Raw genomic sequence first — 16,898 nt, 5'->3', positions numbered from 1 at the left:
CTCTGCTCGATAGTTACTCGCGAGTTAAACAACAGCCGCAAACCTGAGAGCCAGCCGCACTGTCGCGGGCCCGGAGGATGTCGTGAGCGACACACAGACACTGATCGAGAACCGCCCGCCGAGTGTGGCGACCCTCTTCCTGGAGCGCGTTGCGAGCACACCCGACGCCGAGGCGTACCGCTACCCGGTGCCGGCGGCCTCCGGCCAGGGTCCGGACGAGTGGAAGTCGCTCAGCTGGGCGCAGGCCGCCGAGCGGGTGCACGCCATCGCAGCCGGTCTGATCGAGCTGGGGGTGCAGCCCGAGCAGCGGGTCGCCCTCGCCTCCTCGACCCGGATCGACTGGATCCTCGCGGACCTCGGCATCATGTGCGCGGGCGCCGCCACGACCACGATCTACCCGCAGACCAACGCCGACGAGTCGGCGTTCATCCTCTCCGACTCCGAGAGCCGGGTGCTGATCGCGGAGGACGCGGCCCAGCTCGCCAAGGCGGTCGACAAGCGCGGTGAGCTGCCCGCGCTCACTCATGTCGTGGTGATCGACCCCGCGGGCGTGGAGTCGAGCGACTTCGTGCTCACGCTCACCGAGCTGGAGGCCCGGGGCGCCGCCCGCCTGGAGAAGGACCCCGACCTGATCAAGGAGCGGGTCGGCGCGATCACCAGGGACCAGCTCGCCACCCTCATCTACACCTCCGGCACCACCGGCCGCCCCAAGGGCGTGCGGCTGCCGCACGACAACTGGGCGTACATGGCGAAGGCGATCGCCGCGACCGGGCTGGTCGGACCGGACGACGTGCAGTACCTGTGGCTGCCGCTGGCGCACGTCTTCGGCAAGGTGCTCACCTCCGGGCAGATCGAGGTCGGTCACGTCACCGCCGTCGACGGCCGCGTCGACAAGATCATCGAGAATCTGCCGGTCGTGCAGCCGACGTACATGGCGGCCGTCCCGCGCATCTTCGAGAAGGTCTACAACGGGGTCGCCGCGAAGGCCCGGGCGGGCGGCGGCGCCAAGTACAAGATCTTCCAGTGGGCCGCCGAGGTGGGCCGCGAGTACGCCAAGGCCACCCAGGACAACTTCCGGCGCACCGGGGTCGCCTCCGCGCCCTTCGGGCTGAGCGCCAAGCACAAGGTGGCCGACGCGCTCGTCTTCGCGAAGATCAGGGAGGCGTTCGGCGGGAACCTGCGGGCCTGCGTCTCCGGCTCCGCCGCGCTCGCGCCCGAGATCGGATACTTCTTCTCCGGTGCCGGCATCCACATCCTGGAGGGCTACGGCCTGACCGAGTCCTCCGCGGCCTCCTTCGTGAACCCCGGCGAGGCCTACCGCACCGGCACGGTCGGCAAGCCGCTTCCCGGCACGGAGGTCCGTATCGCGGACGACGGGGAGATCCTGCTGCGGGGCCCCGGGATCATGGAGGGCTACCACGGGCTGCCCGAGAAGACCGCCGAGGTCCTGGAGGCCGACGGGTGGTTCCACACCGGGGACATCGGTGAGCTCTCGCCCGACGGCTACCTGCGCATCACCGACCGCAAGAAGGACCTGATCAAGACGTCCGGCGGCAAGTACATCGCGCCCGCCGAGGTGGAGGGGCAGTTCAAGGCGGTGTGCCCGTACGTGTCCAACATCCTGGTGCACGGGGCGGACCGGAACTTCTGCACCGCGCTCATCGCGCTGGACGAGGTGTCGATCCTGGAGTGGGCCAAGGAGAACGGGCTCGAAGGGAAGTCGTACGCGGAGGTCGTCGCCGCACCCGCCACGGTGGCCATGGTCGAGGGGTATGTGCAGCAGCTCAACGAGGGGCTTCAGCGGTGGCAGACGATCAAGAAGTTCCGGTTGCTGCCGCGGGATCTCGACGTGGAGCACGGTGAGATCACACCGAGCCTGAAGCTGAAGCGGCCTGTTGTGGAGCGGGAGTACAAGCACCTCATCGAGGAGATGTACGCGGGGTCCCGGGAGGCGTAAGGGGTGGCTGGGGAACGTGCGCGGCCGGTGCGTCGTGGCTGGTCGCGCAGTTCCCCGCGCCCCTGGGGGAAACACCTCACCGTTTCTCCAGCAGGCACCGGAGCTCCTTGACTTTCGTGCGCTGAGGGTCTGTCAGCTCCTGCTCCAGATCAGCCAGTTGTCTGCTCACCTCCTCGTAGTCCGTCCGCTGGCGGGCCAGCAGCCGTTCCAACTGCTGGTTCTTGCGGTGCAGTTCCAGAAACACGGTCACCTTCGCGCGGAGGACCCACGGGTCGAACGGCTTGGTCAGGTAGTCCGCCGCTCCTGTCGCGTAGCCGCGGAAGGCGTAGCCCGAGTCGTCGTCCGTGCCGGTGAGGAAGATGATCGGGACGTCCTTCGTCTGGTCCAGGCGCTTGATGTTGGCCGCCGTCTCGAAGCCGTCCATGCCCGGCATGCGCACGTCCAGCAGGACCAGCGCGAAGCGGCGGCGCAGCAGGGCCTTCATCGCCTCCTCGCCCGAACGGGCGCGGATCAGCGGTTCGTTGAGGGACCCCAGGACCGCCTCCAGTGCGATCAGGTTGTCCTCCATGTCGTCGACCAGGAGGATGCCGGCACTGTCGTCGGTCCTTGCCTCAGCGTTCATCTGACTGCCTCATCGAGTCGTCGGTGGGCGGTACCACCGCCTCCTCGGCGTCGGTCCGCTCCTGCGCCTGGGTGCCCTCGGGGTCGAGGAGCGCGCACACGACGGTCAGCAGCTGGTCGACGTCCACCGGCTTGGGTACGTAGTCGTTGGCGCCGCGCGCGATGGACTTCTCACGGTCCCCGGGCATCGCCTTCGCGGTGAGCGCGACGATGGGCAGACCGGTCCAGCGCGGGGTGCGGCGGATGGCGGCGATGGTCTCGTAGCCGTCCATCTCCGGCATCATGATGTCCATCAGGACGAGTTCGACGTCCGGGTTGCGCTCCAGGGTCTCGATGCCCTCGCGGCCGTTCTCCGCGTACAGGACGGGCATGCCCACGCGGCCCAGCACATGGGTGAGGGCGAAGACGTTGCGGATGTCGTCGTCGACGATCAGCACCCGCCTGCCGGACAGCACCTGGCCCGCCCGGCCGGACTGCCACGCCTCCAGCCTGGTGGGCGCCGGCCAGGAGTCCTCGGCGTCGTGGGCGGTCGGATACGGCTCGGTGGACAGGTCCTCAGGGACCGGCAGGGGGTGGTCCTCGGTCGTCGGGCCGGTCGCCGTGTGGCCGGGGCTGACGACGGGGACGTAGAGCGTGAAGGTGGAGCCCTTGCCGGGTTCGCTCTCGGCGACGATACGGCCGCCCAGCAGGCCCGCGATCTCCCGGCTGATGGACAGGCCGAGCCCTGTGCCGCCGTACTTGCGGTTGGTCGTGCCGTCGGCCTGCTGGAACGCCTCGAAGATCACCGGGAGTTTCTCCGGCGCGATGCCGATGCCGGTGTCGGAGACCGCGAAGGCGACCACGTCGTCGCTGTCGCGGACGTACCTGTGCTCGGGGTCCTTGACGCGGTTCACGCGCAGCTCGACCCGGCCACTGGCCGTGAACTTGATCGCGTTGGAGAGCAGGTTGCGCAGGATCTGCTGGAGGCGCTGCTCGTCGGAGTACATCTCGCGCGGCACGTCCTCGCCGACGGCCACCTCGAAGGCCAGGCCGCGGTCCAGGGTGAGCGGGCGGAAGGTGGCGTGGACGTAGTCGAGCAGCTTGATGAGCGGCAGCTTCTTCGGGCGTACGTCCATCCGGCCGGCCTCGATCTTCGACAGGTCCAGGATGTCGTTGATCAGCTGGAGCAGGTCGGAGCCCGAACGGTGGATCGTCGTCGCGAACTGCACTTCCTGGTCGGAGAGGTGGCCGTCCGGGTTGTCGGAGAGCAGCCTCGCCAGGATCAGCAGGGAGTTCAGCGGGGTGCGCAGCTCGTGGGACATGTTCGCCAGGAACTCCGACTTGTACTGGGACGAGGTCGCCAGCAGGGCGGCCTTCTCCTCCAGTTCGGCGTTGGAGCGCTGCAACTCCGCCTGCTGCATCTGGAGTTCGTCGGAGCGTTCCTGGAGCTGCATGGCCAGGCGCTGGGACTCGCCGAGCAGGGACTCGGTGCGGGAGTTGGCGATGATGGTGTTGATGGCGACGCCGATGGTGTTCACGAACTGGTCGAAGAACGCCAGGTGGACATCGGAGAAGCGGGAGAAGGAGGCGAGCTCGATGACACCGAGGAGCTTGTCCTCGAAGAGGATCGGGATGATGACGACACTGCTCGGTGCAGCCTCGCCGAGCCCACTGTTGATCTTGATGTAGTCCGGCGGTGCCTCCTCCACCAGGATCCGCTTCTTCTCCCGGGCGGCCTGGCGGACCAGACCGTGCACCGGCATGCCCCCGGTGTCGACGGTCGCGCCCTGCGCCGAGCCGTAGCCCGCGATGAACGCCAGTCCCTTTGCAGGAACGGTTGTGCGGAGGGAGGCGCTGTCCTCGTCGGGGTCGGCCAGGAAGAACGCGCCGTACTGGGCGTTCACCAGCGGGGTCAGCTCGCGCAGGATCAGGTCGGCGACCTCCATCAGGTCCCGGTGGCCCTGCATCAGGGCGGCGAGGCGCGCGAGGTTCGACTCCAGCCAGTCCTTGGCCCGGGTCGTCTCGCGGAGGTTGGCCACCATCAGGTTGATGTTGTCCTTGAGCTCGGCGACCTCGCCCTGGGTCTCCACGGTGATCGAGCGGGACATGTCGCCCTGGGCCACCGCGGAGGCCACCTCGGCGATCGCGCGGACCTGGGTGGTCAGGTTGGACGCGAGTTCGTTCACGTTGGTCGTCAGTCGCTTCCAGGTGCCGTACACGCCCTCCACCCTGGCCTGGCCGCCGAGTTGGCCCTCGGAGCCCACCTCGCGGGCCACCCGGGTGACCTCGGAGGAGAAGGAGGAGAGCGTGTCGACCATGGTGTTGATGGCGGTCTTCAGCTCCAGGATCTCGCCGCGCGCGTCCACGTCGATCTTCTTGGAGAGGTCACCGTTGGCGACGGCCGTCGTCACCTGGGCGATGTTGCGGACCTGGGAAGTCAGGTTGTCCGCCATGTAGTTGACGTTGTCGGTCAGATCCCGCCACACGCCGGAGACGCCCAGCACCTGGGCCCGGCCGCCCAGCCGTCCGTCGGTGCCGACCTCGCGGGCCACGCGGGTGACCTCGTCGGCGAAGGCACGCAGCTGCTCCACCATCGTGTTGACGGTGTCCTTCAGTTCGAGGATCTCGCCGCGCGCGTCGACCGTGATCTTCTTCGACAGGTCGCCGTTGGCGACGGCCGTCGTCACCTGGGCGATGTTGCGGACCTGCGAGGTCAGGTTCAGGGCCATGAAGTTGACGTTGTCGGTGAGGTCCTTCCAGACGCCGGACACCCCGCGCACCTGGGCCTGGCCGCCGAGGTTGCCTTCCGTGCCGACCTCGCGGGCCACGCGGGTGACCTCGTCGGCGAAGGCGGAGAGCTGGTCGACCATCGTGTTGATGGTGGACTTCAGCTCCAGGATCTCGCCCTTCGCCTCCACCGTGATCTTCTTGCCGAGGTCGCCCTGCGCCACGGCCGTCGACACCAGGGCGATGTTGCGGACCTGGGAAGTCAGGTTGTCCGCCATGAAGTTGACGTTGTCGGTGAGGTCCTTCCAGACGCCGGACACCCCGCGCACCTGGGCCCGGCCGCCGAGGTTGCCCTCGGTGCCGACCTCGCGGGCCACGCGGGTGACCTCGTCGGCGAAGGCGGAGAGCTGGTCGACCATGGTGTTGATGGTCGACTTCAGCTCCAGGATCTCGCCCTGCGCGTCGACGGTGATCTTCTGGCTCAGGTCGCCGTTGGCGACGGCGGTCGTCACCTGGGCGATGTTGCGGACCTGCGAGGTCAGGTTCGACGCCATGAAGTTGACGTTGTCGGTGAGGTCCTTCCAGACCCCGGACACGCCCCGCACCTGGGCCCGGCCGCCCAGCTGCCCCTCGGTGCCGACCTCGCGGGCCACCCGGGTGACCTCGTCGGCGAAGGCCGAGAGCTGGTCGACCATCGTGTTCACGGTCAGCTTCAGTTCCAGCAGTTCGCCCGTGGCCTCGACCGTGACCGTGCGGGTCAGGTCGCCGCGGGCCACCGCCGTCGTCACCAGGGCGATGTCCCTGACCTGGGCGGTCAGCCGGGACGCCATGGTGTTGACGGCCTCGGTCACATCGCGCCAACTGCCCGACAGACCGGTCACCTTGGCCCGCCCGCCGAGCCGGCCCTCGGTGCCGACCTCACGGGCCACCCGGGTCACCTCACCGGTGAACAGGGAGAGCTGGTCGACCATCTTGTTCACGGCCCGGCCCAGCCGCCGCAGATCACCGCGCAACTGCCGGTTGCCGTCGTGCAGGTCGACCCGCTGGGTCAGATCGCCGCCGGCCACCGCGTCCAGGACCCGGGTCGCGTTGGCGGCCGGGGCCACCAGGGCGTCGAGCAGCTGGTTCACGTCGTTGACCCGTGAGGTCCACGAACCCTGCCCCGGGCTGGGCGAGAGCCGTTCGTCGAGCCGGCCGTGCCGCACCAGCTCCCGCTTCACCCGGTTGACCTCACCGGTGAAGTGCAGGTTGCGGTCCACCAGCTGGTTGAAGACGGCCGCCAGTTCGGCCACGATCCCGTCCCCGGACTCCGGCATCCGGCGGAAGTCGCCGTCCCGGGCAGCGGTCATCGCGGCGAGCAGCGGACGCAGATCCGATGCTCGAATCCGGTCGCCGTTCTGTCCTTCTTCGAGCACAGGCGTACCACTGTTCTCACTCATGGCGGCCCACTTCGGTAACTCGGCGCTTATGGGCGTGGCCAGTCTGTCACTCTGTCCGCATCGACTGAGGCGTATTCGTCCGAACTGCTCGGGGAGACGGAGATGGGGGCCATTCCTGTGCAACGGGAGTCCGTTGCCCGCGCGTCCGATCCGCCCGCGCGCGACGGCGGCACGCTCCCGCGCGCCCCGGCGCACACCCGCGCCACCCTCCCCGGCGGCCCGCTCGCCCCGGGCTCGGCCCGGGCCCTGATACGGGAGGCGGTCGCCGAATGGAACGAACTCGCCTTGCCCGGAACCGAGTTGCTCACCGACCGGCAGGCCGACGACGCGGTGGTCGTCGTCAGCGAACTCGTCACCAACGCCGTCGTGCACGCCGGCACCGACATCGAGCTGCACTGCCGCCTGGAGGCGCACACCGGCGCCCTCGTCATCGAGGTCCTCGACCACCACCCCTCACGCGCCCCCCGCGGCGGTGACTTCGAACCCGCGTACGGCACACCGGAGTACGGGCGCGGACTGCGCCTGGTCGCCGCCCTCTCCGAGACCTGGGGGGTCACCTACCGCACCGGTGCCAAGACCGTGTGGGCGCAGCTCCCGGCCGGCGGCAAGGACACCCTCGACGGAATCCAGGCGTACAGCGGCGAGCAGGCGAACGAGCGAGGACTGCGGGTCGCCGGGATGCTCGCCCCGGAACCACCCCCGTCCCGGACCCCGGCCGCGCCCGAGCCCCACGGCGAGCCGGACCGCGACTGGCTCAACCGCGGTGCCCTGTCCTTCCTCGCCGAGGCCTCCGACCTGCTCGCCGGGCAGCTCGACGAGAACCTGGTCGCCGCGCTCGCCGGCCAGCTGATCGTGCCGCGGCTGGCCGACTGGTGCGCGGTGTGGCTGGAGGACGAGGTCGCCGGACGCTGGGGATCCCCTCGTCCGGGTGAGCCCGGGAGCGGGACGGGCTGGGGCGAGGGCGGTGCGTCCGGGCCCCGGCTGGCCCGGGTGTGGCACTGCTCCGAGACCCGGATCGAGGAACTGCGGCGGGCGCTGGAGAAGGAGCCGCCCGTCCCGTCGGGGCCCGACCGGCCCGGGCCCGTGCCGTTCCCCTGGCCCGGCGGCGCACTGGGCGCGCACGGCACCCACGGCTCCGCGCTCGCCTACCGCCTGACCGCCGGGGGCCGCCCGCTGGGCACCCTGGTCATCGGCCGGGCCGGGCTGATCTCCTTCCCCGACGAGATCACCGGGCTCGTCGAGGACCTCAGCCGCCGGGTGGCGCTCGCCATCGGCGCGGCCCGCCAGTACGCCCGCCAGGCCACCATCAGCGCGGTCCTCCAGCGCGGCCTGCTGCCCGGCGCGGTCGCCGAGATCCCCGGGGTGCGCAGCGCCCTGGTGTACGAGCCGTGCGACAAGGGCGGCCCCAGCGGCGACTTCTACGACCTCTTCCCGGCCGGTGACGGCCGCTGGTGCTTCGCCGTCGGCGACGTCCAGGGCAAGGGCCCCGAGGCCGCCGTGGTGATCGGCCTCGCGCGGCCCTGGCTCCGGCTGCTGGCCCGCGAGGGCTACCGCGTCGCCGACGTACTGGACCGCCTCAACCAGCTGCTCCTCGACGACGCCACGGAGGCCGCGGACGCGGCCGCGCGAGCCCTGGCGGCCGCCGGCGGACGCCCCATGAACCCCGGGGACGGCCCCCAGACCCGCTTCCTGTCCCTCCTGTACGGCGAGCTCGCGCCCTTCGAGGGCGGCGTGCGCTGCACCCTCGCCTCCGCCGGGCATCCGCTGCCGCTGCTGCTCGGGGCGGGCGGTGAGGTCCGTACGGCAGCCCGGCCGCAGACCCTGCTCGGCGTCGTCGAGGACGAGACGTACACCAGCGAGACCTTCGAGCTGCGGCCCGGTGACAGCCTGCTGTGCGTCACCGACGGGGTCACCGAGCGGCGCAGCGGCCCCCGGCAGTTCGACGACGAGGACGGCCTCGCCGAGGCGCTCGCCGGGTGCGCGGGACTGGACGCCGAGCTGATCGCGGAGCGGATCAAACGGCTGGTGCACGAGTTCGGGGCCCGGCCCCCGGAGGACGATCTGGCGCTGCTGGTGCTGCAGGCGGAGTAGGTGTCCGCGGGGTGCTGGACAATGGAGGACATGCCTTCCGCACTCCCCGACGGTGAACCCGTCCCCGACGACGGCTCGCTGCCCGCGTCCGCGCTCGCCGGGTCCGCCGACCGCCCTCTCGGCTTCTACCTGCACGTTCCGTACTGCGCCACCCGCTGCGGCTACTGCGACTTCAACACCTACACCGCGACCGAGCTGCGTGGTTCGGGCGGAGTGCTGGCCTCCCGCGACAACTACGCGGACACCCTGATCGACGAGGTCCGCCTGGCGCGGAAGGTACTGGGCGACGACCCGCGGCCCGTCCGCACGGTGTTCGTCGGGGGCGGCACCCCGACGCTCCTGGCCGCCGGTGATCTCGTACGGATGCTGGGGGCGATCCGTGACGAGTTCGGGCTCGCGCCCGACGCGGAGGTGACGACCGAGGCGAACCCGGAGTCCGTGGACCCGGCCTATCTGGCGGCGCTGCGGGAGGGCGGCTTCAACCGGGTCTCCTTCGGGATGCAGAGCGCGCGGCAGCACGTGCTGAAGGTGCTGGACCGCACGCACACGCCGGGGCGGCCGGAGGCGTGTGTGGCCGAGGCCAGGGCAGCGGGCTTCGACCACGTCAACCTCGATCTGATCTACGGCACCCCCGGTGAGTCCGACGACGACTGGCGGGCCTCCCTGGAGGCGGCGATCGGAGCCGGACCGGACCACGTGTCGGCGTACGCGCTGATCGTCGAGGAGGGCACCCAGCTCGCTCGTCGCATCCGCCGGGGCGAGGTCCCGATGACCGACGACGACGTGCACGCGGACCGGTACCTGATCGCGGACGCGGTGTTCGCGGAGGCCGGGTTCGACTGGTACGAGGTCTCCAACTGGGCCACCTCGGAGGCGGGCCGGTGCCTGCACAACGAGCTGTACTGGCGGGGCGCCGACTGGTGGGGAGCGGGGCCTGGAGCGCACTCGCACGTGGGCGGGGTGCGGTGGTGGAACGTGAAGCATCCGGGGGCGTACGCGGCGGCGCTGGCTTCGGGGAAGTCGCCGGGTGCGGGGCGTGAGCTGCTCTCGGACGAGGACCGGCGGGTGGAGCGGATCCTGCTGGAGCTGCGGCTGCGGGAGGGGGTGCCGTTGTCGCTGCTGCGGGAGGAGGGGCTGCGCGCTTCTCGCCGGGCGCTGGGGGAGGGGCTGCTGGAGGCCCGGCCCTATGAGGAGGGGCGGGCTGTGCTGACGCTTCGGGGGCGGTTGCTGGCGGATGCGGTGGTGCGGGATCTGGTGGACTGAGCGCCTACGGGGGTGGGGGGTGCGTGTCGTGTGGCGGCTGCGGGTCGGTGGGGGCTGGTCGCGCAGTTCCCCGCGCCCCTGGGTGGGTGGGGTTGCCGTCGGTGGGATGTCCAGCTGGTTGCATGCGCCTTGGCGGCTGCGGGTGGGTGGGGGCTGGTCGCGCAGTTCCTCGCGCCCCTGAGCAGGTTGCGGCTGCCATCAGTGACACGCCGACGTAGCTGCACCCACCCAAGGGGTGGTGGGAACTGCGCGACCAGTCACAACGAACCCGCAGCCGTTCGACACGCCCCGCCGACCCGCCGCGCAGACCCGCCGCGCGGATCCGCTAGGGCGACGTGACGAAGTCGATCAGTTCTTCCACTCGGCCGAGCAACTCGGGCTCCAGGTCCTTGTAGGAGTTCACCCGCTTCAGGATCGCCTGCCACACCGCGCCGGTGTTCTCCGACGGCCAGCCCAGGGCCTTGCACACGCCTGTCTTCCAGTCCTGGCCGTGCGGGACACGGGGCCATGCCTCGATGCCCAGGGACGACGGCTTCACCGCCTCCCAGATGTCGATGTACGGGTGACCGACGACCAGGGCGTGTTCGCTGGTCACCGAGGCCGCGATGCGGGACTCCTTGCTGCCGGGCACCAGGTGGTCCACCAGGACGCCGAGGCGGGCGTCCGGGCCCGGTGCGAACTCGGCCACGATCGCCGGCAGGTCGTCCACGCCCTCCAGGTACTCCACGACCACACCCTCGATGCGCAGGTCGTCGCCCCAGACCTTCTCCACCAGTTCCGCGTCGTGGCGGCCCTCGACGTAGATGCGGCCGGCGCGGGCCACGCGTGCGCGTGCGCCGGGGACGGCCACCGAGCCGGACGCGGTACGGGACGGTCGTACGGGAGAGGCGGCCGAAGGCCGGACCAGGGTCACCACCCGGCCCTCCAGGAGGAAACCGCGGGGCTCCAGCGGGAACACCCGGTGCTTGCCGAAGCGGTCCTCCAGCGTGACCGTGCCCGCCTCGCAGCGGATCACCGCGCCGCAGAACCCGGTACCCGGCTCCTCGACCACCAGGCCGGGCTCGGCGGGCACCTCCGGCACCGGCTTCGGCTTCTTCCACGGAGGGGTCAGGTCGGCGGAGTACTGGCGCATTCGGATGACGATAGGAGAACCATGCGGCGGATCACTACGACACGCCGAAGCGTGCCGCCAGCGCGTCCCGCTGGGCCCGCACGAACGCCGCGTCCACCACCGCTCCGTGACCGGGCACGTACAGCGCGTCCTCGCCGCCCAGGTCGAGGAGCCGGTCCAGCGCGGCGGGCCAGTGCGGCGGTACGGCGTCCGGGCCCGCCTGCGGTTCGCCGGACTCCTCGACCAGGTCGCCGCAGAAGACGACCTCCGGGGTGCCGGGGACGAGGACGGCGAGGTCGTGGGCCGTGTGGCCGGGGCCGACGTTCGCCAGCAGGACCTGGCGGCCGCCGCCGAGGTCCAGCGTCCACTCGCCCGAGACGTGGTGCCGGGGGGTGACGAGCGCGTCCACCGCCTCGTCGGCCACCGCCGGGTTCAGTCCGTTGGCCACCGCGTCCGCCCGCAGCCCCGCACGGCCCAGCCGCCCCGTCAGCACCGTCTCCACGCCCACCGCGCCGAACACCTCCGCCCCCGCGAAGGCCGCCGCACCGAAGACATGGTCGAAATGGGGGTGGGTGAGCGCGAGATGGGTCACACGATGGCCGGCCAGTTCCTCGGCCTGTGCGCGCAGCCGGGCGCCCTCCGCGAGACCGGAGCCCGCGTCGACCAACAGGGCCGTGCCCTCGCCGATCACCAGGCCCGCCGTACAGTCCCAGGTGGGCAGCCGGCACCGCCCCACCCCGGTCGCTACCCGCTCCCACCCGAGCTCTTCCCAAGTCACCGTCATACCGCGACGCTAGCCGTACAACCCGTCACGCCAGGACCAGCCTTGCCCAGGGAGTACCCCACCGCCGTACACTGGCCGGGGAGCGTTGGCACTCGGACGGACAGAGTGCCAGGCGAGACGCCACGGAAACGACCTCTGGAGGTGCGCGCGATGCTGAGTGAACGCAGGCTTCAGGTGTTGCGCGCCATCGTCCAGGACTACGTCGGCACCGAGGAGCCGGTCGGGTCCAAGGCCCTGACCGAGCGGCACAACCTCGGAGTCTCCCCGGCGACCGTGCGCAACGACATGGCGGTCCTGGAGGAGGAAGGGTTCATCGCCCAGCCGCACACCAGTGCCGGGCGGATCCCGACCGACAAGGGTTACCGGCTGTTCGTCGACAAGCTGGCGGGCGTCAAGCCGATGACCGCGCCCGAGCGGCGCGCGATCCAGAACTTCCTCGACGGCGCGGTCGACCTCGACGACGTCGTGGCCCGGACCGTGCGGCTGCTCGCGCAGCTGACCCGGCAGGTGGCCGTCGTGCAGTACCCCTCCCTCACCCGCTCGACCGTGCGGCACGTGGAGCTGCTCTCGCTCGCCCCCGCGCGCGTGATGCTCGTGCTGATCACGGACACCGGCCGGGTCGAGCAGCGCATGGTCGACTGCCCGGCGCCCTTCGGGGAGGCCTCGCTGGCCGATCTGCGGGCGCGTCTCAACAGCCGGATCGCGGGGCGGCGGTTCGCCGACGTGCCCCGGCTGGTCGAGGACCTGCCCGAGGGCTTCGACGTCGAGGACCGGGGTACGGTCTCGACAGTGCTCTCCACTCTCCTGGAGACGCTCGTCGAGGAGAACGAGGAGCGGCTGATGATCGGCGGCACCGCCAACCTCACCCGCTTCGGACATGACTTTCCCCTCACGATCCGGCCCGTCCTGGAAGCGCTGGAGGAGCAGGTCGTGCTCCTCAAGTTGCTTGGCGAGGCCGGGGATTCGGGCATGACCGTACGCATCGGTCATGAGAACGCCTACGAGGGACTCAACTCCACTTCGGTGGTGTCGGTCGGCTACGGTTCGGGCGGCGAGGCAGTCGCCAAGCTCGGCGTGGTCGGACCGACCCGCATGGATTACCCGGGAACGATGGGAGCGGTACGCGCAGTGGCACGGTACGTCGGACAGATCCTGGCGGAGTCGTAAGTGGCCACGGACTACTACGCCGTTCTCGGCGTGCGCCGCGACGCGTCGCAGGATGAGATCAAGAAGGCGTTCCGCAGGCTCGCGCGCGAGCTGCACCCGGACGTCAACCCGGATCCCAAGACCCAGGAGCGGTTCAAGGAGATCAACGCCGCCTACGAGGTGTTGTCGGACCCGCAGAAGAAGCAGGTCTACGACCTCGGCGGCGACCCGCTCTCGCAGGCCGGCGGCGGTGGCGCGGGCGGCTTCGGGGCCGGTGGGTTCGGGAACTTCTCGGACATCATGGACGCGTTCTTCGGCACGGCCTCGCAGCGGGGTCCGCGCTCGCGGACCCGGCGCGGCCAGGACGCGATGATCCGGCTGGAGATCGAGCTCGACGAGGCGGCCTTCGGCACCACGAAGGACATCCAGGTCGACACGGCGATCGTCTGCTCCACCTGCAACGGTGAGGGCGCGGCGCCCGGGACCTCCGCCCAGACGTGTGACATGTGCCGCGGCCGCGGTGAGGTCTCGCAGGTGACGCGGTCCTTCCTGGGCCAGGTCATGACGTCCCGTCCGTGCCCGCAGTGCCAGGGCTTCGGCACCGTGGTCCCGACGCCGTGCCCGGAGTGCGCCGGCGACGGCCGGGTCCGCTCGCGCCGCACGCTGACCGTGAAGATCCCGGCCGGTGTGGACAACGGCACGCGGATCCAGCTCGCGGGCGAGGGCGAGGTCGGCCCCGGCGGCGGCCCCGCCGGTGACCTCTACGTCGAGATCCACGAGCTCCCGCACCCGATGTTCCAGCGGCGCGGCGACGACCTGCACTGCACGGTCACCATCCCGATGACCGCGGCGTCCCTCGGCACCAAGGTCCCGCTGGAGACGCTCGACGGCATGGAGGAGGTCGACATCCGCCCGGGCACCCAGTCCGGCCAGTCGATCCCGCTGCACGGCCGGGGCGTCACGCACCTGCGCGGCGGCGGCCGGGGCGACCTCATCGTCCACGTCGAGGTCCAGACCCCGACCAAGCTGGACCCCGAGCAGGAACGCCTCCTGCGCGAGCTGGCCAAGCTGCGCGGCGAGGAACGGCCCACGGGGCAGTTCCAGCCGGGGCAGCAGGGGCTGTTCTCGCGGTTGAAGGACGCTTTCAACGGGCGGACCTGAGCGGCGGGGCGACTGCTGGGGGTTCGGGGGTCGTCCCCCGGGGAGGCGCAGTCAGCCGGGGCAGCAGGGGTTGTTCTCGCGGTTGAAGGACGCTTTCAACGGGCGGACCTGAGCCGTCCCGAGGTCGGATTCGGACTTGTCCGGAGGACGTGACAACATGCCGTCATGTCCTCCGCACTGACCGATCTGTTCCCGCATCCGATCGTGCAGGCCCCCATGGCGGGCGGCGTCTCCGTGCCGCGGCTCGCCGCCGCCGTGTCCGAGGCGGGCGGGCTCGGATTCCTCGCCGCCGGGTACAAGACGGCCGACGGGATGTACCAGGAGATCAAGCAGCTGCGCGGGCTGACCGGGCGCCCTTTCGGCGTCAACCTCTTCATGCCGCAGCCCGAGTCCGCCGACCCCGCGGCGGTCGAGGTCTACGCCCACCAGCTGGCCGGTGAGGCCGGCTGGTACGGCACCGAGCTCGGCGACCGGGACAGCGGCCGCGACGACGGGTACGACGCCAAGCTCGCCGTACTCCTCGACAACCCGGTGCCGGTGGTCTCCTTCCACTTCGGCGTCCCGAGCAGCGACGCCCTGGAGTCGCTGCGGCGCGCCGGAACCTTCACCCTCGTCACCGCGACCACCCCCGAAGAGGCCCTCGCCGTGCAGTACGCGGGCGCCGACGCGGTCGTCGCGCAGGGCGTCGAGGCCGGCGGCCACCAGGGCACCCACCGCGACCTCCCCGAGCAGGACGGCTCCGGCCTCGGACTGCTCTCCCTGGTCGCCCAGGTCCGTGAGACGGTCACCCTCCCGATCATCGCCGCCGGCGGCATCATGCGCGGCGGCCAGATCGCCGCCGTCCTCGCCGCCGGCGCGAGCGCGGCCCAGCTCGGCACGGCGTTCCTCGCCACGACCGAGTCCGGCGCCCACGACGTGCACAAGCAGGCGCTGACCAACCCCCTCCACGTCCGCACCGAGTTGACCCGCGCCTTCTCCGGCAGACCGGCCCGCGCCCTGGTCAACCGATTCGTGCGCGAGCACGGGCCGTACGCCCCCGCGGCCTACCCCGAGGTCCACCATCTGACCGCCCCGCTCCGCAAGGCCGCCGCCAAGGCCGGTGACGCCCAGGGCATGGCGCTGTGGGCGGGCCAGGGGCACCGGATGGCACGCGCACTGCCCGCCGGGCAGCTCGTGGAGATACTCGCGGCCGAACTCGAGGCCGCCAGGACAGCGTTGTCGGACAAGGGAGACCTGCGATGACCGCAGCGGTGTTCGTGGTCGAGCACTTCGACGCGGGCGGCGGCGGACACTACGTCCTCGACGGCCCCGAAGGACGCCACGCCGTCTCGGTGAAACGGCTCCAGCCCGGCGAGGACGTCATCCTCACCGACGGCGCCGGACGCTGGGCCGACTGCGTCGTGCTCGCCGCCGAGGGCAAGGACCGACTGGTCGTCCAGCTCGACTCGGTGAGCGAGGAACCCCAGGCGCAGCCCCGCATCACCGTCGTCCAGGCGCTCCCCAAGGGCGACCGCGGTGAGCTCGCCGTCGAGACCATGACCGAGGTCGGCGTCGACGCCATCGTGCCCTGGCAGGCGGCCCGTTGCATCACGCAGTGGAAGGGCGACCGGGGTCTGAAAGCGCTCGGCAAGTGGCGGGCCACCGCCCGCGAGGCCGGCAAGCAGTCCCGCCGGGTGCGCTTCCCGGAGGTCGCGGACGCGGCGAGCACCAAACAGGTTGCCGCACTTCTCGCCAAAGCCGACTTCGCCGCGGTGCTCCACTCCGACTTCGAACGCGGCAGTGCGCCGCTGGCCGGTGCCGAACTTCCCGCCGAGGGCGAGATCGTGCTGGTCGTCGGCCCCGAAGGAGGCGTCGCCAAGGACGAGTTGGCGCTCTTCGAGGAGGCGGGTGCCCGCCCCTACGTCCTGGGGCCGACCGTGCTGCGGACCTCGACCGCCGGGACCGCGGCGGCCGCCCTGCTCCTCGGCCGCACCGGCCGCTGGTCCTGACTCCCGAACTTCTCGACGCCGGGTCACTCACAACCGGCGCGCTCAATGACCGTATGCGCCCTACCGCCGGACGGCACGCGGTGGCAGGCTGCCCTTCATGGTGGCGTTGAGGCGGAACTGGCGTCGGCCGCGCGGGGTGCGAGTGGCGGGTGTGGCCGGGGGTGTCGTGCTGGCCGTGGGCGGGGTCGCCGCCTGTGATCCGGCCGGTGCGGTCAGTTCCGCGACCGTCTCGTACACCACCGACCAGTTGGCCACCAAGGAGCTGAACCGGCAGAAGGCCGACGTGAGTTGGCTGACCTGCACGGCCACGTACGACGACGGTGACCGGACGCCGAGCGCCACCGTGAACACCGTCGCCACCGTCGACTGCGACGGCAAGACGCGGGACGGCAAGGACATCACCGTCAAGGGCAAGGTGACGCGGACCGTCAGCGGCGCCTGTGTGCGAGGCGACCTCACCGCCACCGTGGGCGGCAGGCAGTGGTTCCACGTGGAGGGCCTCGGCAACTGCGACGCCACGCCCACGCCCCCGGTCAACAACCCGGGACAGCCCGGCCCCACCGTCACCGTGACCGTCACCCGGACGATCTGGTGCCAGAACGACCCGCAGTGCTGGCCCGACGGCAAGTGA

Annotated in this window: 12 protein-coding genes; 8 read left to right on the top strand and 4 right to left on the bottom strand. The window is 71.1% G+C overall.

Translation table 11 applies throughout. The features are described 5' to 3' along the window. Positions 1-82: 82 nt before the first annotated feature. Positions 83-1,957: an AMP-dependent synthetase/ligase gene (locus M2163_RS19230; RefSeq protein WP_280851561.1), complete on the top strand. Its 1,875-nt coding sequence runs from the start codon at positions 83-85 to the stop codon at positions 1,955-1,957. A gap of 76 nt (positions 1,958-2,033) precedes the next feature. Here M2163_RS19230 and M2163_RS19225 read toward each other — a convergent pair whose 3' ends face one another. Then, the gene (locus M2163_RS19225) at positions 2,034-2,579 is read right to left on the bottom strand and encodes a response regulator (RefSeq protein ID WP_280851562.1); all 546 of its coding nucleotides are present in this window, start codon (positions 2,577-2,579) and stop codon (positions 2,034-2,036) included. Continuing rightward, positions 2,569-6,723: a HAMP domain-containing protein gene (locus tag M2163_RS19220; RefSeq protein ID WP_280894556.1), complete on the bottom strand. Its 4,155-nt coding sequence runs from the start codon at positions 6,721-6,723 to the stop codon at positions 2,569-2,571. Before M2163_RS19220 ends, M2163_RS19225 begins: the two co-directional genes overlap by 11 nt. Positions 6,724-6,825: 102 nt before the next feature. Here M2163_RS19220 and M2163_RS19215 point away from each other — a divergent pair, with 102 nt between their 5' ends. Further along, the gene (locus tag M2163_RS19215) at positions 6,826-8,814 is read left to right on the top strand and encodes an ATP-binding SpoIIE family protein phosphatase (RefSeq protein WP_280894555.1); all 1,989 of its coding nucleotides are present in this window, start codon (positions 6,826-6,828) and stop codon (positions 8,812-8,814) included. A gap of 30 nt (positions 8,815-8,844) precedes the next feature. Next, on the top strand, positions 8,845-10,077 hold the full coding sequence (gene hemW / locus M2163_RS19210; protein ID WP_280894554.1) for a radical SAM family heme chaperone HemW: 1,233 nt from the start codon (positions 8,845-8,847) through the stop codon (positions 10,075-10,077). A gap of 325 nt (positions 10,078-10,402) precedes the next feature. On the opposite strand, the gene M2163_RS19205 is transcribed toward hemW, so the two are convergent. Both M2163_RS19205 and M2163_RS19200 read right to left on the bottom strand, forming a co-directional pair. Next, positions 10,403-11,209: a DUF3097 domain-containing protein gene (locus tag M2163_RS19205; protein ID WP_280851566.1), complete on the bottom strand. Its 807-nt coding sequence runs from the start codon at positions 11,207-11,209 to the stop codon at positions 10,403-10,405. 34 nt (positions 11,210-11,243) lie between these two features. Next, entirely contained in the window at positions 11,244-11,972 is a 729-nt protein-coding gene (locus M2163_RS19200) for an MBL fold metallo-hydrolase (RefSeq protein WP_280851567.1), read from the bottom strand. 150 nt (positions 11,973-12,122) lie between these two features. Between M2163_RS19200 and hrcA the strand changes: the two genes are divergently transcribed. The 5 genes from hrcA to M2163_RS19175 all read left to right on the top strand — a co-directional run bounded on the left by hrcA (position 12,123) and on the right by M2163_RS19175 (position 16,898). Next, positions 12,123-13,139 (top strand): heat-inducible transcriptional repressor HrcA, encoded by a 1,017-nt coding sequence (gene hrcA / locus M2163_RS19195; RefSeq protein WP_280851568.1) that lies wholly within the window; start codon positions 12,123-12,125, stop codon positions 13,137-13,139. Further along, complete coding sequence (gene dnaJ / locus M2163_RS19190; protein WP_280894553.1) at positions 13,140-14,279, top strand: molecular chaperone DnaJ; 1,140 nt, start codon at positions 13,140-13,142, stop codon at positions 14,277-14,279. Positions 14,280-14,444: 165 nt separating this feature from the next. Further along, positions 14,445-15,521 (top strand): nitronate monooxygenase, encoded by a 1,077-nt coding sequence (locus M2163_RS19185; protein ID WP_280851570.1) that lies wholly within the window; start codon positions 14,445-14,447, stop codon positions 15,519-15,521. Beyond that, positions 15,518-16,267 carry a 16S rRNA (uracil(1498)-N(3))-methyltransferase gene (locus M2163_RS19180; RefSeq protein WP_280894552.1) on the top strand — a complete coding sequence of 250 codons (750 nt, stop codon included), beginning with the start codon at positions 15,518-15,520 and terminating at the stop codon, positions 16,265-16,267. Before M2163_RS19185 ends, M2163_RS19180 begins: the two co-directional genes overlap by 4 nt. A 97-nt stretch (positions 16,268-16,364) precedes the next feature. Continuing rightward, entirely contained in the window at positions 16,365-16,898 is a 534-nt protein-coding gene (locus M2163_RS19175; protein WP_280851572.1) for a hypothetical protein, read from the top strand.

It is taken from the genome of Streptomyces sp. SAI-135 (assembly GCF_029893805.1).
In the GTDB taxonomy this organism is placed as follows: Bacteria; Actinomycetota; Actinomycetes; order Streptomycetales; family Streptomycetaceae; genus Streptomyces.
The sequence above is the reverse complement of the archived record's forward strand: the minus strand, read 5'-3'. Positions and strand labels throughout refer to the sequence as shown.

Bases quoted from the DNA above. Each gene is read 5' to 3' on its own strand.
- M2163_RS19225 (WP_280851562.1), bottom strand. From the start codon at position 2,579: ATGAACGCTGAGGCAAGGACCGACGACAGTGCCGGCATCCTCCTGGTC.
- M2163_RS19220 (WP_280894556.1), bottom strand. From the start codon at position 6,723: ATGAGTGAGAACAGTGGTACGCCTGTGCTCGAAGAAGGACAGAACGGC.
- M2163_RS19215 (WP_280894555.1), top strand. From the start codon at position 6,826: ATGGGGGCCATTCCTGTGCAACGGGAGTCCGTTGCCCGCGCGTCCGAT.
- hemW (WP_280894554.1), top strand. From the start codon at position 8,845: ATGCCTTCCGCACTCCCCGACGGTGAACCCGTCCCCGACGACGGCTCG.
- M2163_RS19205 (WP_280851566.1), bottom strand. From the start codon at position 11,209: ATGCGCCAGTACTCCGCCGACCTGACCCCTCCGTGGAAGAAGCCGAAG.
- M2163_RS19200 (WP_280851567.1), bottom strand. From the start codon at position 11,972: ATGACGGTGACTTGGGAAGAGCTCGGGTGGGAGCGGGTAGCGACCGGG.
- hrcA (WP_280851568.1), top strand. From the start codon at position 12,123: ATGCTGAGTGAACGCAGGCTTCAGGTGTTGCGCGCCATCGTCCAGGAC.
- M2163_RS19185 (WP_280851570.1), top strand. From the start codon at position 14,445: ATGTCCTCCGCACTGACCGATCTGTTCCCGCATCCGATCGTGCAGGCC.
- M2163_RS19180 (WP_280894552.1), top strand. From the start codon at position 15,518: ATGACCGCAGCGGTGTTCGTGGTCGAGCACTTCGACGCGGGCGGCGGC.
- M2163_RS19175 (WP_280851572.1), top strand. From the start codon at position 16,365: ATGGTGGCGTTGAGGCGGAACTGGCGTCGGCCGCGCGGGGTGCGAGTG.